This is a genomic window from Salinispora cortesiana (assembly GCF_000484695.1).
Classification (GTDB): domain Bacteria; phylum Actinomycetota; class Actinomycetes; order Mycobacteriales; family Micromonosporaceae; genus Micromonospora; species Micromonospora cortesiana.
On sequence record NZ_AXVR01000013.1, the window covers coordinates 77,181 to 98,450 of the forward strand.

General features: G+C 71.0%; 24 protein-coding genes, 1 tRNA gene and 1 pseudogene. 17 read left to right on the top strand and 9 right to left on the bottom strand.

Annotated features, from left to right (window positions below):
- Nucleotides 1-22: 22 nt before the first annotated feature.
- Complete coding sequence (locus K228_RS0108800) at nucleotides 23-1,219, top strand: glycosyltransferase (protein WP_025618112.1); 1,197 nt, start codon at nucleotides 23-25, stop codon at nucleotides 1,217-1,219.
- Here the strand turns inward: K228_RS0108800 and K228_RS0108805 are convergent.
- Genes K228_RS0108805 through K228_RS0108815 form a run of 3 tightly spaced genes read right to left on the bottom strand, consistent with a single transcriptional unit; the run spans nucleotide 1,208 to nucleotide 3,694 of the window.
- Nucleotides 1,208-1,924, bottom strand: a complete 717-nt coding sequence (locus tag K228_RS0108805) for a CDP-alcohol phosphatidyltransferase family protein (protein WP_025618113.1) — start codon at nucleotides 1,922-1,924, stop codon at nucleotides 1,208-1,210. The genes K228_RS0108800 and K228_RS0108805 overlap by 12 nt on opposite strands.
- Nucleotides 1,908-2,975 carry an iron-containing alcohol dehydrogenase family protein gene (locus K228_RS0108810; protein ID WP_025618114.1) on the bottom strand — a complete coding sequence of 356 codons (1,068 nt, stop codon included), beginning with the start codon at nucleotides 2,973-2,975 and terminating at the stop codon, nucleotides 1,908-1,910. Before K228_RS0108810 ends, K228_RS0108805 begins: the two co-directional genes overlap by 17 nt.
- Complete coding sequence (locus K228_RS0108815; RefSeq protein WP_025618115.1) at nucleotides 2,963-3,694, bottom strand: phosphocholine cytidylyltransferase family protein; 732 nt, start codon at nucleotides 3,692-3,694, stop codon at nucleotides 2,963-2,965. Before K228_RS0108815 ends, K228_RS0108810 begins: the two co-directional genes overlap by 13 nt.
- 226 nt (nucleotides 3,695-3,920) lie before the next feature.
- Here K228_RS0108815 and K228_RS0108820 point away from each other — a divergent pair, with 226 nt between their 5' ends.
- The 3 genes from K228_RS0108820 to K228_RS0108830 all read left to right on the top strand — a co-directional run bounded on the left by K228_RS0108820 (nucleotide 3,921) and on the right by K228_RS0108830 (nucleotide 6,755).
- Nucleotides 3,921-4,310, top strand: a complete 390-nt coding sequence (locus K228_RS0108820; RefSeq protein WP_025618116.1) for a CBS domain-containing protein — start codon at nucleotides 3,921-3,923, stop codon at nucleotides 4,308-4,310.
- Nucleotides 4,311-4,395: 85 nt separating this feature from the next.
- The gene (locus K228_RS0108825; protein ID WP_025618117.1) at nucleotides 4,396-5,490 is read left to right on the top strand and encodes an aminotransferase-like domain-containing protein; all 1,095 of its coding nucleotides are present in this window, start codon (nucleotides 4,396-4,398) and stop codon (nucleotides 5,488-5,490) included.
- 116 nt (nucleotides 5,491-5,606) lie between these two features.
- Complete coding sequence (locus K228_RS0108830) at nucleotides 5,607-6,755, top strand: magnesium and cobalt transport protein CorA (protein ID WP_025618118.1); 1,149 nt, start codon at nucleotides 5,607-5,609, stop codon at nucleotides 6,753-6,755.
- Between the two features lie 7 nt (nucleotides 6,756-6,762).
- Here K228_RS0108830 and K228_RS0108835 read toward each other — a convergent pair whose 3' ends face one another.
- Complete coding sequence (locus K228_RS0108835) at nucleotides 6,763-7,650, bottom strand: hypothetical protein (protein WP_025618119.1); 888 nt, start codon at nucleotides 7,648-7,650, stop codon at nucleotides 6,763-6,765.
- Nucleotides 7,651-7,767: 117 nt separating this feature from the next.
- Between K228_RS0108835 and K228_RS0108840 the strand changes: the two genes are divergently transcribed.
- Nucleotides 7,768-8,298 carry a peptidylprolyl isomerase gene (locus K228_RS0108840; protein ID WP_018221995.1) on the top strand — a complete coding sequence of 177 codons (531 nt, stop codon included), beginning with the start codon at nucleotides 7,768-7,770 and terminating at the stop codon, nucleotides 8,296-8,298.
- Between the two features lie 57 nt (nucleotides 8,299-8,355).
- Nucleotides 8,356-9,267, top strand: a complete 912-nt coding sequence (locus tag K228_RS0108845; protein WP_025618120.1) for a rhomboid family intramembrane serine protease — start codon at nucleotides 8,356-8,358, stop codon at nucleotides 9,265-9,267.
- Between the two features lie 3 nt (nucleotides 9,268-9,270).
- Here the strand turns inward: K228_RS0108845 and K228_RS0108850 are convergent, their stop codons facing one another.
- Entirely contained in the window at nucleotides 9,271-9,711 is a 441-nt protein-coding gene (locus K228_RS0108850) for a PH domain-containing protein (protein WP_025618121.1), read from the bottom strand.
- A gap of 68 nt (nucleotides 9,712-9,779) precedes the next feature.
- Here K228_RS0108850 and K228_RS0108855 point away from each other — a divergent pair, with 68 nt between their 5' ends.
- The 6 genes from K228_RS0108855 to K228_RS0108880 all read left to right on the top strand — a co-directional run bounded on the left by K228_RS0108855 (nucleotide 9,780) and on the right by K228_RS0108880 (nucleotide 15,254).
- Nucleotides 9,780-10,952 carry a thiolase family protein gene (locus tag K228_RS0108855; RefSeq protein ID WP_025618122.1) on the top strand — a complete coding sequence of 391 codons (1,173 nt, stop codon included), beginning with the start codon at nucleotides 9,780-9,782 and terminating at the stop codon, nucleotides 10,950-10,952.
- A 125-nt stretch (nucleotides 10,953-11,077) separates the two neighbouring features.
- Nucleotides 11,078-11,593, top strand: a complete 516-nt coding sequence (locus K228_RS0108860) for a hypothetical protein (RefSeq protein ID WP_025618123.1) — start codon at nucleotides 11,078-11,080, stop codon at nucleotides 11,591-11,593.
- Nucleotides 11,594-11,662: 69 nt separating this feature from the next.
- Nucleotides 11,663-12,349, top strand: a complete 687-nt coding sequence (locus tag K228_RS0108865) for a response regulator transcription factor (RefSeq protein ID WP_025618124.1) — start codon at nucleotides 11,663-11,665, stop codon at nucleotides 12,347-12,349.
- Nucleotides 12,342-13,790 (top strand): sensor histidine kinase, encoded by a 1,449-nt coding sequence (locus K228_RS0108870; RefSeq protein WP_025618125.1) that lies wholly within the window; start codon nucleotides 12,342-12,344, stop codon nucleotides 13,788-13,790. Before K228_RS0108865 ends, K228_RS0108870 begins: the two co-directional genes overlap by 8 nt.
- A gap of 61 nt (nucleotides 13,791-13,851) precedes the next feature.
- A complete protein-coding gene (locus K228_RS0108875; RefSeq protein ID WP_025618126.1) occupies nucleotides 13,852-14,427 on the top strand; it encodes a hypothetical protein in 576 nt (191 codons plus the stop codon).
- Between the two features lie 119 nt (nucleotides 14,428-14,546).
- A complete protein-coding gene (locus K228_RS0108880; protein WP_025618127.1) occupies nucleotides 14,547-15,254 on the top strand; it encodes a glycosyltransferase family 2 protein in 708 nt (235 codons plus the stop codon).
- A gap of 107 nt (nucleotides 15,255-15,361) precedes the next feature.
- Here the strand turns inward: K228_RS0108880 and K228_RS0108885 are convergent, their stop codons facing one another.
- Both K228_RS0108885 and K228_RS0108890 read right to left on the bottom strand, forming a co-directional pair.
- On the bottom strand, nucleotides 15,362-16,252 hold the full coding sequence (locus K228_RS0108885) for a transketolase family protein (protein WP_025618128.1): 891 nt from the start codon (nucleotides 16,250-16,252) through the stop codon (nucleotides 15,362-15,364).
- Nucleotides 16,252-16,980, bottom strand: coding sequence for a thiamine pyrophosphate-dependent enzyme (locus K228_RS0108890; protein ID WP_025618129.1), 729 nt, complete (start codon nucleotides 16,978-16,980; stop codon nucleotides 16,252-16,254). The genes K228_RS0108885 and K228_RS0108890 overlap by 1 nt, the downstream gene beginning before the upstream one ends.
- A gap of 46 nt (nucleotides 16,981-17,026) precedes the next feature.
- On the opposite strand from K228_RS0108890, the gene soxR reads away from it, so the two are divergent.
- On the top strand, nucleotides 17,027-17,464 hold the full coding sequence (soxR, locus tag K228_RS0108895) for a redox-sensitive transcriptional activator SoxR (protein WP_025618130.1): 438 nt from the start codon (nucleotides 17,027-17,029) through the stop codon (nucleotides 17,462-17,464).
- Here the strand turns inward: soxR and K228_RS0108900 are convergent.
- On the bottom strand, nucleotides 17,461-18,438 hold the full coding sequence (locus K228_RS0108900) for an NAD(P)H-quinone oxidoreductase (RefSeq protein ID WP_025618131.1): 978 nt from the start codon (nucleotides 18,436-18,438) through the stop codon (nucleotides 17,461-17,463). The genes soxR and K228_RS0108900 overlap by 4 nt on opposite strands.
- A 147-nt stretch (nucleotides 18,439-18,585) precedes the next feature.
- On the opposite strand from K228_RS0108900, the gene K228_RS0108905 reads away from it, so the two are divergent.
- Both K228_RS0108905 and K228_RS0108910 read left to right on the top strand, forming a co-directional pair.
- A tRNA-Ser gene (locus K228_RS0108905) sits at nucleotides 18,586-18,672 on the top strand.
- Between the two features lie 121 nt (nucleotides 18,673-18,793).
- Nucleotides 18,794-19,621 carry a GNAT family N-acetyltransferase gene (locus K228_RS0108910; protein ID WP_033776676.1) on the top strand — a complete coding sequence of 276 codons (828 nt, stop codon included), beginning with the start codon at nucleotides 18,794-18,796 and terminating at the stop codon, nucleotides 19,619-19,621.
- 63 nt (nucleotides 19,622-19,684) lie between these two features.
- Here K228_RS0108910 and K228_RS28775 read toward each other — a convergent pair whose 3' ends face one another.
- A complete protein-coding gene (locus K228_RS28775) occupies nucleotides 19,685-19,882 on the bottom strand; it encodes a hypothetical protein (protein ID WP_245603436.1) in 198 nt (65 codons plus the stop codon).
- A 129-nt stretch (nucleotides 19,883-20,011) separates the two neighbouring features.
- Between K228_RS28775 and K228_RS0108920 the strand changes: the two genes are divergently transcribed.
- Complete coding sequence (locus K228_RS0108920) at nucleotides 20,012-20,836, top strand: MerR family transcriptional regulator (RefSeq protein WP_025618133.1); 825 nt, start codon at nucleotides 20,012-20,014, stop codon at nucleotides 20,834-20,836.
- Between the two features lie 248 nt (nucleotides 20,837-21,084).
- A pseudogene (locus tag K228_RS0108925) lies at nucleotides 21,085-21,270 on the top strand (IS1380 family transposase); the annotation flags it as partial.

A 21,270-nucleotide genomic window follows, 5' to 3' on the forward strand; every position in this document is an offset into this window, starting at 1 on the left:
GTCAACGGTAGCCTCCAATTCCATGAAAATCGTGGTGGCGCACAACCGGTACCGGGAGGCTCAGCCGTCCGGCGAGAACACCATCGTCGACGTGGAGATCGCCCAGCTGGCCGCGGCCGGGGTCGAGGTGCTGCCGTTCCTGCGTAGCTCCGACGAGATCGCGTCGATGTCCGGGCCCGCGAAGGCGCTGCTGCCGATCTCCCCGATCTACGCCCCGCGAGCCCAGCGGGAGCTGGGTCGCCTGCTCGACGAGCACCGGCCGGACGTGCTGCACCTGCACAACCCGTACCCCCTGCTCTCGCCCTGGGTGGTGCGGACCGCGCACCGGTACGGCGTGCCGGTGGTGCAGACGGTGCACAACTACCGGCAGGTCTGCTCGTCCGGGCTGTACTTCCGGGACGGGGCGATCTGTCAGGACTGCCGGGGGCGGGTGCTGGGCGTACCGGCGATCGTGCACCGCTGCTACCGGGGGTCGCGGGCGCAGAGCGCGTTGATGGCGACGACGCTCGCCGTGCACCGGGGCACCTGGCGCTCGGTGGACCGGTTCATCGCGCTGACCACCTCGATCGCGGAGCACCTTCGGGACTACGGGATCCCGGAGCAACGGATCGTGGTGAAGCCGAACGCGATCCCCGACCCGGGGGCCCCGGCGCCGCTAGGCACCGGCTTCCTCTTCCTCGGCCGGCTCAGCCCGGAGAAGGGGCTGGACCTGCTGTTGGAGGCCTGGCGTCGGCATCCGGACGGTGCGCTCGGCCCGCTCCGCGTCGCCGGTGACGGTGAGCTGCGACCCCTGGTGGAGGAGGCGGCGGCCCAGCGGGCGGATGTGACCTTCCTCGGTCCGCTGGACCGGGACGGGGTGCACGCCGCCCTGGTGGCGAGCGCGGTGGTGCTGGCCACCTCCACCTGGCACGACGTGCTGCCGACGGTGATCATCGAGGCGCTGGCCGCCGGTCGGCCGGTGCTCGGCACCGCCCTCGGCGGTATCCCGTTCCTGGTCGGCGCCGACACCCCGGAACCCGCCGGCTGGGTGGTGCCGCCGGACCCGACCGCGCTGGCCGACGCGCTGCCGGCGGCAGCCGCCGACGCCGCCAGCCGGGCACCGGCGGCTCGGGCCCGCTACGAGCGCACCTTCCACCCGGAGGTGGTCACCCGCCAGCTGCTCGACATCTACGCCGAAACCGCCCGTACGGCCGAGGCGGGCCGCCGGTCAGCGCAGTGAGGCCCGAGCGGCGAAGGCGATGCTGGCGAGTAGGAAACCGCCGTTGATCACGGTGAAGGCGACGATCACCCAGCTGGTCAGGCCGGGCGCGAAGAGCAGCACCAGCGCGGCAACGAAGATCACCGCGCCGTAGTCGCGGATCAGCTTCACCAGCCGCACCGGCAGCGAGGTCGAGGTGACCATGCTGGTCGCGTTCGGCCCGGCCTGCATCACCGAGGTGACCAGGTTGACCATCCAGGTGCCGGCGAAGGCGGCGATCAGCCAGGCGGGGATCGACGGTGACTGCGCGACCGCGGTCGCACCGAGTGCGGCGACCAGAGCGATCTGGGCCGCCACGTCGCTGAGTACATCCACCCGCGCCCCGGCCGCGCTGCCCTGACCGGTGACCCGGGCGAGTTGCCCGTCCGCGCAGTCCAGCGCGTACGCCACCTGCCAGCCGACCAACGCCACCAGCCCGACCAGCCAGGCCGGCACCCGGCCGGCGGCGACCGGCTCGGCCAGCGCCGCCACGGTCACCGAGGTGAGCAGGCCGAGGACCAGGTTGGTGATGGTCAGGGTGGTGGGTCGCAGCCCGAGCCGGTGGGCGCCGCCGGCGAAGGCGGCCCCGATCCACTGGCTGGCCGCCTCGCTGAACAGTCCGCCGCCCCGGTTGGTCCGGTAGAAGTCGGCCCGGGTCGGCCGGGACGGTTCAGTCAAGGTGCTCACCGAGGGCGTCAAGACAGTCTCCCAACCGAGCCCGGAGCTCGTCGGTGGACAGGGCGAGGTGTTCGAGGATCGTGTAGCGGTCCGGTCGGGTCCGGGGCGCGAAGTGCACCGCCTCGACGAACTGCTCGTCGGTGAGGCCCAGGTCGGTTGGGCGGGTGGCCAGGCCGTGCCGGTGCAGGCAACGGGCGAGCTGGCCGAACCGGTCCCGGTCGCCGTGCAGCCAGGTGCAGAAGAGGGCCCCGAGCCCGACCTGCTCGCCGTGGGCGCTGGTGCCGGGCCAGAGGTGGTCGATCGCGTGTGAGATCTCGTGGTCGCCGCCGCTGGCCGGCCGGCTCGAACCGGAGATCGACATGGCGATGCCACCGAGGATCAACGCCTCCGCCAGCGTGGTGAGGAAGGCGTCCTCGGTGATCTTGCCGGGGTGGTTCAGCAGCGCTTCGGCCCCGGTGCGGGCCAGCGTCACCGCGAGTCCGTCGATCGGCTCGCCGCGCAGCTCGTGGGCGAGCTCCCAGTCGGCGCAGGCGTTGAGGTTGCTCACCGCGTCACCGATTCCGGCCTGGGTCTGCCGGTCCGGGCCGTGCTCGACGAAGTCCAGGTCCACCAGGACGGCGATCGGGATGTGTACGCCGTACGAGCCCTTCCCGCCGTCGTGGGTCAGCGACGCCACGGGGGAGGCGATGCCGTCGTTGGCGAGGCTGGTGGCGACCGTGACCATTGGGATGCCGTAGCGGGTGGCGGCGTACTTCGCGGTGTCGATCGTCCGGCCGCCGCCGATCCCGACCACCGCATCGTAGTGCCGGCGGCGGAGCCGGTCGCCCAACTCATTGGCGGCGTCGACGCTGCCGCCGGCCACCGTGAAGACGTCGGCTGAGCCCAGCGTCGGCCGGCACAGCTCGACGATCTTCTCCCCCTGCCCGGGCCCCACCACCACGGCCACGTCGCCGCCGGCGGAGATCCGCCGGTCGGCGAGGAGCTCGCCGAGGTTGGCGACCGCGCCCCGGCGGACCTCGATGGCCAGCGGGGTGGCGACGGTACGGGCTAGTAGCGGCACGCGATCTCCCGAGCCCGCGCGAGGTCGTCGTGGTTGTCGACCTCGACCCAGGCGACGTCGCCGATCGGCGCCCCACGCACCTCCCCACCGCGGTCGGCGAACTCCTGGTAGCCGTCCTCGTAGTAGCGGTTTGGGTCGTGTCGCCAGGTCGCCTCCAGCGCGTCGGCGAGCGCCTCGGCGACGTGCGGCTCGATCAGCGTCGCACCGATGTACTCCCCGCGGGCCTCGTGCGGGTCCATCAGCTTGGTGATCCGGGTGAGCTGGCCGTCGGCGTCGAAGGTGGTCTTCATCTCCTCCTCGGCCAGCGGCTTGATCGTGTCGATCGCCAGCAGGATCCCCGGCCCGCGCTCGGCCAACAGGGTCTTCTCCACGCTGACCGGGTGGACGGTGTCCCCGTTGACCAGCAGGACCCCGCGGGCGAACCAGCTGCGGGCCAGCCAGAGCGAGTACGCGTTGTTCCACTTTTCGGCCCGGTCGTTGGGCACCAGGGTGAGCGTGACGCCGTACTTCTGTTCCAGGTCCGTCTGGCGTTCCCGAACCGCGTCGGCGGCGTAGCCGACCACGACGACGATCTCGGTGAGTCCGACCTCGGCCAGGTTGCGCAGCGCGATGTCGAGGATCGTGGTCGCGCCATCAACCGGTACCAGCGCCTTCGGCAGCGTGTCGGTGTGTGGGCGCAGGCGGCGTCCGGCGCCAGCTGCCAGCACCATCCCGACCATTCCGGCATCGTTCTGCGTTCGTTCGGCTGTCACCGGAGGAGGATAGCGCCGTCGAATGGGGCCCCTGGGGGCAACCGGACCGGCTGGTGGGTGGGGGCGCGTGGGGCCGCCGGAGCCGCTCGACCGGAGCGGGCTGGTCGGATCGCGTGCGGCAGGCTTGTCCCGGTAACACACTGGGTGCACCATGTTTTTACCGAGTGCAACGTCCCGCAGGGGTTGGTGTGTGATGCAGGTTCGGGAAGTGATGTCCAGCCAGGTTTTGGTGGTCGGCCCGGAGCACACGCTCCGGCAGGCGGCGCAGATGATGTCGGAGCGGGGCATCGGGTCGGCGGTCGTGATCGATCCGGATTCCGAGGGGGTCGGGATCATGACCGAGCGCGACCTGCTCAACGCGATCGGGCGCGGGCTGGACTGTGACAACGAGCGGACTGGAGCCCACCTGACCTGGGACGTGGTGTACGCGGGGCCGGAGTGGACGGTCGAGGAGGCGGCGACCGCGATGGCCCGGGGCGGGTTTCGGCACCTGGTGGTGCTCGACGGGCGCGAGGTGGCCGGGGTGATCTCGCTCCGTGACGTCGTCCGGGTCTGGGCGACCGAACGGGTCGTCCCCGGGTGAGGTCGGTCACCCATCCGGTGGCACCGCAACAGCACTCGTCGTGCCGTCGGCGCATCCTCCATCGTCTTCCGTACGCTGAACAGCCATGACCGCCGAGCAGTTGATCTCCTTCGCCCGTGGCGCTCCCTCGTTGGACATCGTCGATATCGAGGGGCTGAAGGCCGCCGCCGTCCGTGCGTTCGACACCGATCCCACTGGTGTGACGGCGTACGGCCCCTCCGCCGGTTACCTTCCGTTGCGCGAGTGGATTGCGCAGAAGCACGGAGTCGGGGCGGACCAGGTCCTGGTGACCAACGGTTCGTTGCAGGCCGACGCGTTCCTCTTCGACCATCTGGTCCGGCCCGGCGACGCGGTGGTGGTGGAACGCCCGACCTATGACCGGACCCTGCTGAACCTGCGGCGGATGGGCAGTGAACTGCACGGGATCACCATCCAGCCGGACGGTCTGGACACCTCCGAGCTGCGTAAGCTGCTGGAGTCCGGGGTGCGCCCACGGCTGGCGCACATCATTCCGAACTACCAGAACCCGGCCGGCGTGACGCTGAGCCTCGACAAGCGGCGGGAACTACTCGACCTCGCCGTCGAGTTCGAGTTCACGATCTTTGAGGACGACCCGTACGCCGACGTCCGGTTCCGCGGCGAGGCGCTGCCCTCGATGCTTTCGCTGGACACCCAGAACCGGGTGGTGCACGCCTCCAGCTTCACCAAGACGGTCTGCCCGGGCGTACGGGTCGGCTACCTGGTCGGGCCGGCGGACCTGATCGCCGACATCGCGAAGAAGGCGACCAACCTCTACATCTCGCCGGGCATGGTCTCCGAGGCGACCGTGCACCAGTTCTGCGTCTCCGGGGACATCGACCGCTCGATCGCGACGGTGCGCCGGGCCCTCGGCGAGCGGGCCCAGACGCTGGCCGAGGCGTTGCGGCGGCACCTCCCGGAGGCCCGGTTCGTCGAGCCGGACGGCGGCTACTTCCTCTGGGTGGAGCTGCCGGAGGACGTCGAGGTGGACCGGCTGGCTCCGGCTGCGGCGGAGCGCGGAGTCGCCGTCGTGAAGGGCAGCGACTTCGTGCTCGATGGTGGGCAGCACGCGCTGCGGCTGGCGTACTCGGCGGTGACCGTGGACCAGATCGACGAGGGTGCGCGTCGCCTCGCGGCGGCGATGGCGGCCGTACGCGGCTGACCTCCCCACCCGCGCCGGGCTGGTTCGAGGTTGCCGGCCCGGCGGCGGGGCGTGGGTCGAGTGGTCGACCCGGTTGACGGCGTACGCTGCAACGCGTCGCCGAGCGGGGAGGTGCGATGGCGGACCGGTCGTGGCGCGGGCCCAGGGGCACCCGGGCGGGTGGTCGGGTGATCCGACCGCGCGACTGGGCAGCCCCGGTGCGGGCGATGACCCGCCGGCTCAGCTCCGACAGTGCCGCCGGGCCGCCGGTGCCGGCCGTGCCCCATGATGCGGTCGTTGACTGCGCGCTCTACCTGGACGGGGAGCGGCAACCCGGCCACTGGCACCACGCCGAGGCGCTGGCGGCGGCGCGCCGGGTGGGCAACGGCTTCGTCTGGCTCGGCCTGCACGAGCCCGACCTGGCCCAGATGACCGAGATCGCGGCCACCTACGGCCTGCACGAACTGGCCGTCGAGGATGCGGTCAAAGCCCAGCAGCGGCCCAAGCTGGAGCAGTTCGGTGCGGTGAGCTTCCTGGTGCTACGAACCGCCCACTACCGCGACCAGGCCGAGTTGACCGAGCACTCCGAGGTCGTCGAGACCGGCCAGGTACTGCTCTTCATCGGCCCGGACTTCCTGGTCAGTGTCCGGCACGGGGACGCCTGCCGGCTGGCGCCGGTGCGCGCCGACCTGGAGGCGAAGGGGGAGTTGTTGCCGCACGGCCCGTGGGCGGTGGCGTACGCGGTGACCGACCGGGTGGTTGACCACTATCTGGAGGTCGCCGACCGGCTGGAGGACGACCTGGACACGCTCGAGGCCGACGTATTCGACCGCCGGCAGGGCGGCGATCGGATCCAGCGGATCTACCAGGTGAAGCGGGAACTGGTCGAGTTCAAGCGGGCGGTGATGCCGCTCCAGCGTCCGCTCCTGCGGATCACCGCTGAGCGCAACCGCGAGGTGCCGATGGAGATCCGCCGGTACTTCGGGGACGTGCAGGACCACCTCAGCCGTACCGTCGAGCAGGTCAACTCCTATGACGACCTGCTCAACTCAATCCTCCAGACGCGGCTGGCCCAGGTCACCGTCGACCAGAACAACGATATGCGCAAGATCGCGGCCTGGGCGGCCATCGCGGCGGTCTGGACCGCCATCGCCGGTATCTACGGGATGAACTTCGAGTTCATGCCGGAGTTGGGGTGGATCTACGGCTACCCCACGGTGCTGGCCCTGATGCTCGGGGTCAGCTTGGCGCTGTACCGCTGGTTCCGCCGGCACGGCTGGCTCTGACCCGGGATCAGTGGCGACCGTTCTTCATGGCCTTGGAGAGGTCGTTGGTGGATCGGCCGGTGGTGCTCTTGCCCTCGGTCGTCGCGGGGACCTTCTCGGTCGGTGTCGCGGGAGCCTTGTCGGCCGCTGTCGCGGGGACCTTGTCGGCCGGCGTTGCCGGAGCCTTGTCGCCCGGCGTCGCGGTGGACCGCCGGCCGGGGTTGGCCTTGGCGGTGCTGCCGGCCGCTCCACCGCTGGCACCGCCCGTCGCCGTGCCACCGCCCCCCGCCTTGCCGCTTGCGCCACCGGTCGCCGGGCCTGCCGGTTTGGCGGCATCCCCGGTCGTGGTCGGCGCCGGGGCGGTCTGCTCGGCCGGGGCCCGGGTGGTGACCTCGATCATGTCCATCTCGGCCTGCATCGGCTCCAGGCTGGGGACCGGGTCGTACTCGACCCACTCTCGCCGTTCGTAGCGGCGTCGTAACGCCATCGCGCCGACCAGCCCCACCACGGCGCTGGCCGCCAGCAGGCCGGCTGTCCTGCCCCGACCGGACCGCTTCTTCGCGCGTGTCGCTCGCACCTTCTTCGCCTGCCCCTTCTTGCTGGCGGCGGTCGACTTGTCAGCGCCGACCCGCCGTCCGGCGGCGGCCCGGCCGGTCGCCTCCGCCTGGGCCTCGCGGACGGCGATGGCCAGCGGTGCCAGCGCGGCCACGGTCGACACGTAGCCGCTCGCCGCCCGGTCCCGCATCACCAGCGCGGTCGGCGCAACAGCGCTGCGGGCCGCCCGCACCCGTGGGCCGACCGTGGCACCGGTGCCGTTCGTTGCGTGCCCCGCCGCCCGCTTCAGATGACCGAAGCTTCGACCAAGTTCGATCTTGGCAAGCTGGCTCTGGGTCTTACGCCGCCCGTTTCCAAACACGGTCCCACCTCCTTGGAGTTGTCCCTTCGTCATCCTCCACCTTTGGATGCCTCCGCATGGCCAGATCGGGCACATGGGAGGATCCGCATGGAACTGAACACCTAGTGAGGAGTACCCGTGGCCGAGGATCTCTACGCCACCCTGCACACCAACGCCGGCCCGATTCGGCTGCAGCTCTTTCCGAACCACGCGCCGAAGACCGTTCGCAACTTCGTGGAGTTGGCCGACGGCACCAAGCAGTACACCGACCCGCGGACCGGCCAGCCGGGCAGCGGACCATACTTCGACGGCACGATCTCGCACCGCGTGATCAGCGGCTTCATGATCCAGATGGGTGACCCGACCGGCACCGGCCGGGGCGGCCCGGGTTACACGTTCGCCGACGAGTTCCACCCCGAGCTGCGGTTCGACCGGCCGTACCTGCTGGCGATGGCGAACGCCGGGCCGGGCACCAACGGTTCGCAGTTCTTCATCACGGTGGCGCCGACGCCGCACCTGAACAACCGGCACACCATCTTCGGGCAGGTCGCCGACGAGGAGTCGGTGAAGGTTGTTGACGCGATCGCCAACACCCCGACGAACCCCGCCGATCGTCCGCTGCGCGACGTCGTCATCGAGCGGGTCGAGATCGAGCGCACCGGCTCCTGAAGGCGGACAAGGTACCTTTGCTCGCATGACTGAGCGCTCGGGTACCTGGGCTGTCCGGTGAGCGAATCACCACCGACCACCCCGGTCTGCTACCGCCACCCCGGTCGGGAGGCCTACATCCGGTGCAACCGCTGCGACCGGGTCATCTGCCCGGACTGCATGCGCGAGGCCTCGGTGGGCTTCCAGTGCCCGGAGTGCGTCAACGAAGGGCGCCGCAGTGTGCGGCCGGCGCGTACCGCCTTCGGTGGTGGTCTCGCCGGCCAACACGGCTATGTCACCAAGGCGTTGATCGCGTTCAACGCCCTGGTGATGCTGCTCTCCATCGGCACCGACCGGGGCGGCGACGCGGTGGCGGGGGGCTCCGGCTTCGGCGGCCTGCTCGGCGGCAGCACCCCGTTGACCGAGTGGGGAGCCGTGATCGGGCTCGCGGTCTTTCCCAACGGCACCGTGGGTGGCGTCGCCGATGGCGAGTGGTACCGCCTGGTCACCGCGATGTTCCTGCACTACGGCGTAATCCACCTGCTGCTGAACATGTACGCGTTGTGGATCCTCGGCCGCACCCTGGAGGCGAGTCTCGGCCCGGCCCGGTTTTTGGCCCTCTATCTGATCGCCGGCCTCGGCGGGAACGTCGCGGCCTACCTGTTCAGCGCGCCGAATGCGGCCACCGCGGGCGCGTCCACGGCCGTCTTCGGGCTCTTCGCGGCCCTGTTCGTCGTCGGCCGGCGGTTGGGGCGGGACGTCTCCCAGGTGCTCCCGATCCTGGTGATCAATCTGGTCTTCACGCTCACCGTGCCGGGGATTTCGATCCCTGGTCACCTGGGCGGTCTGGTGGTCGGTGGCCTGATGGCCTTCGTCCTCGCCCACGCCCCGCGGTCGCGGCGCACGATGGTGCAGGCGGGCGGCGGGGCGGTGCTTGTGGTGGCACTGCTCGGCCTGACCCTGCTCCGGACCGCGACCCTGCTCGCCTGACGGTTACGCCGGGCGGGCCGCTCGTAGCTGCGCCGCGACATCAACCGGGTCGGCGTCCAGGTCGAACCGGCCGAACAGGTGCAGTGTCTCCCCGGTATCCACCTCCAGGGCCGCGTTCGACCGGCCGAGCCGGGCTCGCTGGTCCACCCGGATCTCCGCCACCTGCGACCACGGCAGCCGCCGACGGCCGGCGAAGCCGCTGACCACCGTCAGCCCGTCCGGATCGACCGCGAGCCGGACCGGTGCCAGCAGGTCCCGCGCGGCCCAGACCAGGAGCGCGGCGGCGGCCAGCACGGTCAGCATGAGCCGGACCGGGTCACCGTCGGCCAGCAGGAGACCGAGCGCGACCAGTGCCCCAGCCCCGCCGATCTTGATCGCCGGCAGGGCTTTCGGGACCCGCCACTGCCGGGTCCCGGGCGATGTCGTATCCATATCGCCCAGCATGCCAGTGCGGCGGGAAGCCGGGTGGGCCGCGTACCATCGACGCCAAGCCAAGTTACCGGGGAGTAGTCATGAGTGACGCAGTCATCGTCGGCGCCGTACGCACCCCCGTCGGGCGACGCAAGGGAAGCCTCGCCGACGTACACCCGGTCGACTTGTCGGCGCACGTGCTGCGCGCCCTCACCGAACGGACCGGCATTGATCCGGGTCAGGTGGATGACGTGTTCTGGGGCTGCGTCTCGCAGGTCGGCGAGCAGTCGTGGAACGTCGCCCGCAACGCCGTCCTCGCGGCCGGCTGGCCCGAGACGGTTCCCGGCACCACCCTCGACCGGCAGTGCGGGTCCAGCCAGCAGGCGCTGCACTTCGCCGCCGCGACCGTGCTCTCCGGGCAGGCCGACTTGGTGGTGGCGGGCGGGGTCGAGTCGATGACCCGGGTGCCGATGGGCTCCAGTGTGGCCGGGGGCGCGCCGTTCAGCGCGGCGATCCTGGACCGCTATCGGGGTGTGGAGGGGGTGGCGCAGGACGACCCACTCCCGTTCAGCCAGGGCGTCGGGGCGGAGCTGATTGCCCGCCGGTGGCGACTGACCCGCACCCAGCTCGACGAGTTCGCCCTCGCCAGCCATGAGAAGGCGGGCGCGGCGCAGGATGCCGGCGCATTCGACGCCGAGCTGGCACCGGTCCCCCTCGCCGACGGGGGCAGGGTCTCCGCCGACGAGGGCATCCGTCGGGACACGTCCCTGGCGAAGCTGGCCGAGCTGGCCACCCCGTTCCGGGCCGACGGCGTGGTGACCGCCGGCTCCGCGTCCCAGATCTCCGACGGCGCGGCGGCGCTCGCGGTCACCACCGCCGAGTGGGCCGGCCGGCACGGCCTGCGCCCGCTCGCCCGCATCCACACCGCCGTGGTCTGCGCCGACGACCCGGTCGCCATGTTGACCGCGCCCATTCCGGCCACCGCCAAGGCGCTGCGCCGGGCGGGGCTGGGCATCGAGGAAATCGGGGTGTACGAGGTCAACGAGGCGTTCGCCCCGGTGCCGCTGGCCTGGCTCGCGGAGACCGAGGCCGACCCGCACCGGCTGAACCCGCGCGGCGGCGCCATCGCCCTCGGGCATCCGCTCGGCGGATCCGGGGCCCGGATCATGACCACCATGTTGGCGCACATGCGAGACGAGAACATCCGGTACGGCCTGCAGACCATGTGTGAGGGCGGCGGCATGGCCAACGCGACCATCGTCGAACTGCTCTGAACCACCCCGCCCGGGAGCGTCATGTCCGTGTCAGTGGGCATGACCCGCCCGGGCGGGGCGTGGAAGATGCAAGGTTCGGCCGTCCCACCCATATCACCTCACGCTGGGGCGTCGTTGGGCAGGGCATGGACGTCTTCTCCCGAACGTTCCTTCCCGCTGCTGCCGAGGCTGGTATAGCGACCCAGACCGCCAGCCGGCACATGCCGGTCTTCCGGCGCTGCGTCGGCTCGGGCGACGCCCCCATCCTGGTCACCCGGTGCAGCCGCCCGAACCGCTCCACCGCCGGTGAGTACCTCCTGCTGCTGACCCACCGACGGCTGGTCATCACCCGGCAGACCCGGGTGTTGCACCGGCTCCGCCTGCACCTCAATACCGAACTGCGCGAGCTGAGCAACGTCACCTGGGGGCCGGACCCGCGGCTGCACTGCCTGGAGCTGGCCGCTACCGCCATCGACGGCGTCCGGGAGCGGTTCGTCATCCGGACTCGGCACCCGAAGCAGGTGTGGCAGCTCGACGAGCTGCTCAACCACGCCTTCCGCACCCGCGTACGGATCGCGCGCGAGCGGCTCGTCGCCACGATCGGCGAGCCCGGCCCGGCCCCGGTCCGGCCGGCTGCCTTCCGACCCGCCACCGTCCGCTGACCGTTTCCTTACTGAACCCGAACATGTACCGAGCAAAGCCGCACCGTCCCGATCGGCCATCATGAGCCGGTGACCGTTGACGCGCCGCATCGCGGGCTTGTCCTCCTCGTCGAGGACGAACCAGCCATCGCCGATCTGGTCCGGCTCTATCTGGCCCGGGACGGGTTCGGCGTACAGCTGGAGCGGGATGGCGACGCCGGCCTCGCCGCCGCCCGTCGGCTCCGGCCGGTGGCCTGCGTTCTCGACATCGCGCTGCCCGGTCTCCCCGGCACCGAGATTTGCCGCCGGTTACGCGAGTCCGGAGACTGGACGCCGGTCATCTTCCTCACCGCGCGCGACGACGAGGTGGACCGCATTGTCGGGCTCGAACTCGGCGCCGACGACTACGTGACCAAGCCGTTCAGCCCGCGTGAACTGGTGGCCCGGGTGCGGGCGGTGCTGCGCCGGGTCGCCGGGCCGCCACCGGACCAGCCGCGGATCGTCGGCGCGGTCACGCTGGACCCCGACCGTCGTACGGTGACCGCCGCGGGGGATCCGGTGCAGCTGACGTTTACCGAGTTTGACCTGCTCGCCCACCTGATGGCCCGCCCCGGCCGGGTGTTCACCCGGGAGGAGTTGCTCGCCGGGGTGTGGGGGTACGCCGTTCCCGCGGGCACCCGAACCGTTGACGTGCACGTGGCTCAGGTCCGCGCGAAGCTCGGCGCGGCGAGTGTGATCCGTACCCATCGGGGGGTGGGGTACGCCGTTGATGCGTGAGCACCGGATCGACCCGCCGACCGGGCCGACGGCGGGCGCCCGGCGGCCCGCACGCATCCGGCGCGGGCCGACCCTGACCGTCCGGGCGGTGCTGGTCACCTGCGCGGTCGCCCTGGTCTCGGTCGTGGTCACCGCGATCGTCGCGGTGCCGCTCGCGGTCCGCGGAGTGGAACACCGCGAGCAGCAGGCGCTGGCCGCCCAGTCCCGACTCGCCGCCGAGGCGCTGCGCAGCCGGCTGGACACCCCGCGCACCGTGGACGAGGACCGGCTGCTGCGGCAACTGCGGGCGCAGGGCATCGAGGCGTACCTGGTGCGGAATGGGGTGGTGGACCGGCCGGGACTGCCGGTCCAGGTCGTGCAGCGGATCGCCGAGGGCCGGCACGTCGCCGGCCGGCGTTCGGTCGCCGGACGGCCGGCGCTGGTGCAGGGGCGGGCGCTGTCCGGCGGCGACGGGGTAGTGCTTGCGCGGGCCGGTTCTCCCGGCAGCATGTGGCGGCAGGTCGCCCAGAGCCTCTGGCTTCCCCTGCTTGCCGGGCTGGCGGCCGGGGTGGTCGCCGGTCTGCTGCTCGCCCGTCGCCTGGCCCGGCCGATCCGGCGGGCGGCGGACGCCGCCGCGCGGCTGCGGTCCGGTGAGCGTGCGGTCCGCGTCCCGGTGGAGCCCCCGCACGAGGTGGCGGACCTGGCGGAGGCTCTCAACGGCCTGGCCGCCGCGCTCGCCACCAGCGAGGGACGGCAGCGAGAGTTCCTGCTCTCCGTCTCGCACGAGCTGCGGACCCCGCTGACCGCCATCCGCGGGTACGCGGAGGCGTTGGCGGACGGGGTGATCGACTCGGCGGAGGTGGCCGGGACCGGGCGCACCGTGCTGGCCGAGGCGGAGCACCTGGATCGGCTGGTACGGGACCTGCTGGCCCTGGCTCGGCTGGAGGCCGTGGACTTTCCGCTGGAGCCGGTCCGGGTCGACCTGGTTCGGCTGGCGGCGGAGGCGGAGCGGACGTGGGCGGCGCGGTGCGCGGCCGTCTCGGTGGCGTTCCGGGTCGAGGCGCCGGATTCGGCGGTGCCGGTGTACACCGATCCGGGGCGGATTCGGCAGGTGGTGGATGGGCTGCTGGAGAACGCGTTGCGGGTGGTGCCGCCGGGGGCGCCGGTGGTGCTCGCGACCCGGTGGGCCGGCACGTACCCGGCGGCCGGCGGGGTGATCGAGGTCCGGGACGGCGGCCCCGGTCTGACCGACGACGACCTGGCGGTGGTCTTCGAACGCGGTGCCCTGCACCAGCGGTACCGGGGGGTGCGCAAGGTCGGTAGTGGGCTGGGCCTGGCCCTCGCCGCCGGCCTGGTCCGGCGGCTCGGTGGGGAGATCAGCGCGGGGCACGCGGCCGAGGGCGGGGCCGCGTTCGTTGTCTCGCTGCCGCCGGATCCTTACCAGACCCGAACCTTGGCCTGACGCCCCGCTCGCCGAGACCGACCAGGCTGGACTCCCACCCACAGGGATGAGAGGGAGAGTCATGGCACGTTGGGGAGTCGCCGCCACCACGCTGTTCGCGGCGGTCACGCTCGGGCTCAGCGGCTGCGGCGCGGCCCAGGTGGCCGGGCCGGCCGGAGAGCAGGCCGTCGAGGTCGCCGCGGCGTTGGGCGTGGAGGGCCAGGCGCTGGCCGCGCTCGGTCTGGACCCCGTCGAGATGGACGTGGTACCCGTCGTCGGGTCGGATTCACCGGCCCCCGAGGCGGAGCCGGGCCGGGGGGACCGGGCGGAACAGTGGCGCAAGCGGCGGCCGGCCCGGGTGCTGCTGCGGAAGAACACCATGCACGGCGAGGTCGTGGTGCAGACGAAAGAGGACGGTCCGAGGACGGTGGCCGTCCAACGCGGTGAGGTAACCGCGATCGATGGGCAGGAGATGACCGTCCGGTCATCGGACGGCTTTGAGATGACCTGGACCTTCGGGCCGGAGTTTCGGGTGGTGGAGCGTCGCCAGACGGTCCAGCCGGAGGCGGTCGAGGTTGGCCGGGTGCTCGGCGTTGCCGGCGCGAAGGACGGCGAGAACGGCGAGGCCCGATTGATCGTGCTGCCCAAGAGCGAGTAGTTCGCCTCTGGCGGCGGCGGTTCGGCGCGATGCTGCCGGACCGCCGCTGCTACATCAAGATCGCGGCTGGACGAGGTACGCTATGGCGTCCAATGGTGCGCCCACCGGGGGAAACGTCCGTGAAGCTCTCGATCCTCATGCCGGTCTACAACGAGGAAGAACGCATCGCGGACGCCTTGAAGCAGGCGCTCGCGGTGGACTATCCGTGCGAGATCGAGCTCGTCGTGGTCGACGACGGGAGTCGGGACGGCACCGGCGAGATCCTGGACCGGGCCGATGACGCCCGGGTCCGCGTGATCACCCACCCGCGTAACTCCGGTAAGGGCGCGGCCATCCGGACGGCGGTCGACAACGCCGAGGGTGAGTACATGGTGATCCTCGACGCCGACCTGGAGTACGACCCGCAGGACATCGCCAAGCTGCTCGCGCCGGTCCTCGATGGGCGGGCCACGGTCGTCTACGGTAATCGCACCTTCGGCAGCCACAGCGCCTACAGCTTCTGGTACGTGATGGGCAACCGGGGCGTCACGATGGTGGCCAACGTGCTGTTCAACTCCTACATCGGCGACCTGGAGACCTGCTTCAAGCTGATGCCGATCGAGTTGTATCGCTCCCTGGAGATTCACTCTCGCGGCTTCGGCATGGAGGCGGAGGTGACCGGCAAGCTGCTGCGCCGTCGGATCCGCCCGTACGAGGTGCCGATCAGCTACCGGGCCCGTGGCCGCGAGGAGGGCAAGAAGATCACCTGGCGGGACGGGGTCGAGGCGGTCTGGATTCTCGGCCGGGAGCGGGCCCGTCGTCGTCCTTCGGACACCGCCCCCCGCTGATCCTCCAGGTCCACCCTCCCTCGCCACCTCGCCGCCACCCTCTTCCGCTGCCCCGCCGAGCGCCCCCGTTGACCGCTGCGCCGGAGGGCCAGCGCGGTGCCGGAAGGTCAGCGCAGCGCCGGTGAGACGAAGTCCAGCACCGATCGCCGCAGCCCCGACGCGTCCAGGCCGTGCCAGCGGGTGTGGTCGTCGGCCGACCCGTACCGTCGGAGTTCTTCGCGCCCGACGCCGAGTGCCAGTAGCCGGTGTGGGCGGTCCGCCAGCGCCGCCGAGACCACCCGGCTGGAGGTCCCGGCGAGGTAGGGCTCGACCAGGATCACGTCGGTGCCGGCCCGATCGCGGAGCCCGGCGGTGTCGAACGGGCGCGGCCGGTTGGTGTACGCCACCGTGACAGGCAGGTCGGCCAACGCCGCAGTGGCCGCGTCCAGGGTCGGCCCGACGGCCACCACCAGGGGTGCTCCCGGTCCGGCGTCCCGCACCACCTGCAACGCTCCATCGCCGCCCAGCGGCCGGTCGTTGCTGAGCACCGACAACCGCAGGTACGCCGAGGTCTCCGCAGCTACCGCCGTCCGTAGCAGCGGCGCCACCTCGCCGGGGTGGCCGGGTACGTGCACCGTCCAGCCGTGCAGGGTGTCGATCAGCGAGACATCCGCCGGCGACAGGTGGGTCCGGCCCGCCTCCGGGCGGTCGTACGAGGCGCCCACGCTGACCAGCACCGCGCTCGCATCCTGGTGGTCCAGGTCGAGCTTGAGCTGCTCGTACGCCCGCTCGACGAGGAACGGCGCATAGGTGTGCACGATCGGCCGCAGGCCGGTCAACGCCAGCCCGCCAGCCACCCCGACCATCAGCTGTTCCCGGATTCCGACGTTCAGGACCCGGTCCGGGTGCCGGGCCGCTGCCGGGGCGAAGAGGGCGGCGGAGATATCGGCCAGGACCAACGCGGTGCGCGGGTCGTCGGCGAGCAGCGCGGTGGTGGTGTCGACGAAGGTGTCGCGCATTAGGCCTCCTTGGGTGCGACGACCGCCACGACGACGTGGGGCCGGTTGCCGTCATGCCCGGTCAGGGCGGTGTGCAGGGCGTCGTGGTCGTTCCCGTCAACCGTCGCTGAGGTCCAGCCGTCTACGATGAACCGGGCTGCCGGTCCGCCCGGCCAGCCGTGGGTGGCGGAGGCGTTGTCGATCACGATCGCGGTGAGGTTGGCCAGGCCGGTCGTCCCGGCGTAGGTGATCGCCTCGTGGTTAGAACCCTCGTCCAGTTCGGCGTCGCCGAGCAGCACGTACACCCGGGGTTCGAGCCGGCCCTGGGCCCGTAGCCCGAGCGCGGTTCCGACGCCGAGGCCCAGGCCGTGGCCGAGCGATCCGGAGCCGATCTCCACTCCGGGCACGAGCATCCGGTCGGGGTGGTCGCCGAGCCGGCTGGCCGGCCCACCCTGGTCGTCGAGCCAGTCGGCGGGGAAGAACTCCGCGGCGGCGAGCACCGCGTAGTACCCGGCGACCGCGTGCCCCTTGGAGAGCAGGAACCGGTCCCGGTCCGGGTCGTCAACGCGCGTCGGGTGAATCCGCAGGACACGGTGGTAGAGCACCTGGAGCACGTCGATGGTGGAGTAGACGTTCGTGCCGAACTCCCGGCCGGCCCGGATCCGCTCCAGCAGGGGGGCGACCGGCTGTCGGCCGTCGATCGGCGCGGCGGCCTCGGCGATCGTCGCGGTGGTCGTGGTGGCTGTCATGCGGCTAGCCTGCAACTTGAAGCCCGCTTCAACTCAAGGTGACGTGATGCAGGAGTCATTAACTATCGGCCAGCTCTCCATCCGCAGCGGGGTGGCGTCGTCCGCGCTGCGCTACTACGAGCGGATGGGGCTGCTCCGAGCTGACCGCACCGGTGGCAACCAGCGCCGGTACGCGCGCAGTGAACTACGCCGGGTGGCGTTCATCCGGATCTCACAACAGGTCGGCATCTCGTTGGACGAGATCCGCGAGGCGCTCGAATCCCTGCCCGCCGCCCGGACCCCGACCCCGGAGGACTGGACCCAGCTCTCCCAACTGTGGCGCAACCGGCTGGACGAGAAGATCACGCTGCTGACCCGGCTCCGGGACGACCTCGAGGGGTGCATCGGCTGCGGGTGCCTGTCGTTGCGCCGCTGCACCCTCAGCAACCCGGGCGACCAGGTGGCCGACGAGGGCCCCGGTGCCCGCCTGGCGATCCCGCGCTAGCCGACGGTCAGCAGGACCTTGCCGACGTGCTCATTCGACTCGACGAGACGGTGGGCCTCGGCCGCGTCGGTGATCGGCAGCCGACGGTCCACGACCGGGCGGACCTTCCCGGCCGCGATCAGCGGCCACACCTGCTCGCGTACGCCCTCGACGATCTCCGCCTTCTGGCCCAGCGGGAGGGAACGCAGGGTGGTCGCGGCCACCGTCGCCCGCTTCGCCAGCAGCGCACCAAGGTCCAGCTCCCCCTTCCGGCCGCCCAACAGGCCGATCAGCATCAGCCGGCCGTCAGTGGCGAGCGCGGCGACGTTTCGCCCCAGGTAGGACGCGCCCATGATGTCGAGGATCACGTCCGCACCCCGGCCGTTGGTGAACTGGCGAACCTCCGCGGCGAAGTCCTGCTCCCGATAGTCGATCAGGTGGGCGGCACCGAGGGCCCGCAGCCGGTCGTGCTTGGCCAACCGCGCGGTCACCAGCACCGTCGCCCCGAGGGCAGAGCCGAGCTGGATCGCGAAGGTGCCGATCCCACTGCCGCCGCCATGCACCAGCAGCGTCTCCCTGGCCGTCAACCCCGCCCGCTGCACCACGTTCGACCAGACCGTGCAGGCCACCTCCGGTAGCGCCGCCGCCTCCACCAGGTCCACGCCGTCGGGCACCGGTAGCAGCTGACCGGCCGGCACCGCCACCCGCTCCGCGTACCCGCCGCCGGCCAGCAGCGCACAGACCGGCTGACCGACCGCCCAACCGGAGACGTCGTCGGCGATCGCGCTGATCAGTCCGGAGCACTCCAGACCCGGGTACGGGGGCGCACCCGGGGGCGGCGGGTAGTGGCCCTTCCGTTGCAGCACGTCAGCCCGGTTGACCGCGCTGGCCCGTACGTCAACGATCACCTCGCCGGGGCCGGGCACCGGATCGGGCACCTCGGACCAGACCAACGCCTCGGGCCCGCCGAACTCCTGGATCGTGATCGCCTGCATGCTTCCTGTCTACCCGAAGCCGGTCCGCGCCCGGGAGCCCGTACTGCTAACACGCACTGTGGACGGCATGTGGGTGGGCGTGCCTGCCCATCGGCGGGGCCGGCGTGGCAGACTGGGCACGGTCGCCGCCCCGTGGGCGGCGCGCCGGGAGGGTTCGCCTAGTGGCCGATGGCGCTGGTCTTGAAAACCGGTAAGGCAGTGATGTCTTCGTGGGTTCGAATCCCACACCCTCCGCCCCTCGGAAAGCCTTGACGGCATCTCGGCCGGCAAGGACCTCGTGCCCAACCTAACTGGCGCTCCGCCAGCGTCCGTGGGCCGTCTGACCAACCAGGTTCAGCGCTGCAATAGTTAGCACGTGACGTGGGGAATCGGTGTGCTGACCGTTGACGACCTTCCCGGGTGTCTCGCTCTGGCGCAGGACCGGGGATGGCCTGCCGAGGACGGCAAGTGGCGCCTGCTGTTCGAGCTGGGCACCGTGTTCGGTGCCCGGAATACGAGGGGTGAACTGGTGGGAACGGCGGTTCTGACCCGTTACGGCAACTCGCTGTCGGTGCTCAGCATGGTGCTGGTCGCGGCGCGCCATGGCGGCCAGGGACTGGGCCGGCGGCTCGTGACACACGCCCTCGCTGGCGCCCGAACCAGGACTGTGGCGCTGTTTGCCACCGAATCGGGCCGTCCCTTGTACGAAAAGCTCGGCTTCACCGCTGTCGAGGCGCTGCACACCTATATCGGAACTATTTCCGGCCACCCGGAGCCACGCTCCCGCCCAGCCTTGCCCGAGGACATCACGGCAATTAGGGCACTCGATGCCGCGATTGTCGGCGCCCCGCGTGAGGCGCTACTGCAACGGCTGTTTTTGTTTGCCACCCAACTGCAGGTTCTGCAACACGACAACGACATCGTCGGGTACGGCGCGGTGTGGCGCAACCTCGATCAACTGATGATCGGGCCGGTGCTGGCCACGGATCGCCACGCCGCCGCAACGTTGATAGGCGACCTGGCAAGCGGTGCCGACGGGTCAGTGCGGGTCGACCTGCTCGACCACGACTGCCGGCTACGCGAATGGGTGCAGGACGCCGGAGCAACCTTGCGGAGCAGCACCACGTTAATGATCTCAGGGTCGCCGTCTCTTCCGGGCGATCGCAGCCGCTGGTACAGCCCGATGATGCAGGCGCTCGGCTAGCTAGATCAACGGTTCATTTGGGGGACGTTGAGGCCCCGCGGCAGAGGGCTCCCCGCCGGGGGCCTAGAACGGCGCCGGGCCTGATGTTCGGTCCGCGCCCGGTGCGGGCGGCTCCTGGCCAACGTCGACCAACTCCTGCGCCAGGTCCCGTTGCAGCAGTTCGGGCCGACCGTTGACGTCTGTACAGCCGGGCCGTTCGCAGGTGAACCGCCGCCGAGCAGCCGGCGGTGGTGTCGTGCTAATGGCGGTGTTGTCGGTCATGGGTGGCTTTAAGTAAGGGCCGCGCGGGTGGTGGCGGGAATTGGCCGGCGACCCGCCGAACCGCCGTCCCAGGCTTGACTCTCCCGCCAGGGGAGACTCGAGCATCGGTGCGGAACGGAGGAACCGAGCATGGACGACCTGATCCCGATTGGGCGTTTCTCCCGGATGAGCCGGCTGTCAGTCAAGGCCCTGCGCTTCTACAACGAGCAGGGCCTGCTCGCACCCGCTTGGGTCGACCCGTCCTCGGGCTACCGCTACTACCGGCGGGCCCAGGCCGAGCGGGCCGAGGCGATCCGGATGCTACGCGCAATCGACATGCCGATCGCGGACATCCGTGACCTACTCACCGACGACGACCCGGAACTGACCGGCAAACGCCTCGTCGCGCACCGGGAGCGGTTGCGGGCCCGGCTCGCCGAGCAGGAGCAGATGCTGCGTTTTCTCCAAGCACTCATCGATAGAGGAGGACGTGTCATGCCCTACGACGTCATTGTGAAGGAAGCCGCCACCATTCCGGTGGCCAGCCTCACCCTGCACACCAGCCTCAATGCGATCGGTGCCGACATGGGCCGCGGCTTCGGCGCGGTCGTCGACGCCATCGGCAACGCCGGCGCCGAGTCCAACGGGAAGCCGTTCGTCATCTACCACGACGTCATCGACGAACAGACCAACGGCGACATCGAGATCTGCATCCCGGTCCCGGCCGGCACCGTCCTACCCGGCGACCCGGTCCGCTACCGTGAGCTCCCCGGCGGCCCGGTCGCCACCACCGTCCACCGAGGGCCATACCAGGAGATCAGCCCCGCTTACCACGTCGTCACCGGCTGGATCGAGCAGGAGGGTATTCATCCAGCGGGCCCACCGCGCGAGGTCTACCTCAACGACCCGCAAACGGTCAGTCCCGCTGAGCTGCTCACCGAAGTACAGTTCCCCATCGACAAGACGCCGCGCTGATCGGGCGGCCAGCAGCTCCCCGCCACCTCGAGACCGGTTGCCGCCGCGTTCCGGCGGCACGGCTACCCCTGGCACGACAGCGATCCGTACGCCGATCTCTTCCGCTCCTAGCGTGAACCCGGGACATTCACCAGGTGGTGATCTTGTAACGGTTTCGTGAGGTCCGGAAAGGCGAAAGTGCCTGCCAGGCAAGGGAAAATGGTGATTGCGACATCTACCAGGATCTCTTGCGAGGAGGCACTTCCGACGTGCGTGAGCTTACCGGATGGTCGAAGGGCCTGCGCGTCACGGCTGACGGTGACGGGGTGGTGGCGATGGTGGGGGTGGCGGGCCTGCGGATGCTCGCCGACCGTACCGGCCTGACCGCGGGCATATCGAGGGTACTGGCCAAACCCGGGTTCCAGCCGGTCCACGACCGGGGCCGGGTCCTGACC